Raw genomic sequence first — 461 nt, forward strand, 5'->3', positions numbered from 1 at the left:
TTGGCGTAGACGCCGGCGGCAATGTACGGATCGGCATCGGCCCAGGCCTGTGCGGCGCTGAGGGAGTCGAACTCGGCGACGATCAGGCTGCCGGTGAAACCCGCTGCGCCCGGATCATTGCTGTCGACGGCCGGGTGCGGGCCGGCCAGCACGATGCGGCCTTCGCCCTTGAGCGCTTGCAGGCGTTCCAGATGCGCCGGGCGCGCGGACAGGCGAGCTTCCAGCGAGTTGGCAACGTCGGTGGCAATGATGGCGTAGAGCATGTCAGTCCTCGGTTTTTGGCGTTGTGGTATCGGTGTCATGCAGATGGCGCGACAGGTAAACGCCCTGTGCGACCAGGAACAGCACGGTCATGCCCAAGCTGCCGAACACCTTGAAGTCGACCCAGATGCTCTGGAAGGTGAAGGCGACGAACAGGTTGGCTGCGCCGCAGAACAGGAAGAACGCGATCCAGGCGATGT

The 461-nt window shown here is 64.2% G+C and carries 2 protein-coding genes; both read right to left on the reverse strand.

What is annotated here, in order from left to right; all coding sequences use genetic code 11:
- A partial coding sequence (locus AC0T7J_RS25230) for a YciI family protein (protein WP_473798486.1) occupies nucleotides 1–263 on the reverse strand: 263 nt, incomplete at its 3' end.
- A 1-nt stretch (nucleotide 264) separates the two neighbouring features.
- Nucleotides 265–461: septation protein IspZ (locus AC0T7J_RS25235; RefSeq protein ID WP_473798489.1), on the reverse strand; the 197-nt coding region annotated here is incomplete at its 5' end.

Source organism: Pantoea sp. E956-1, assembly GCF_982223955.1.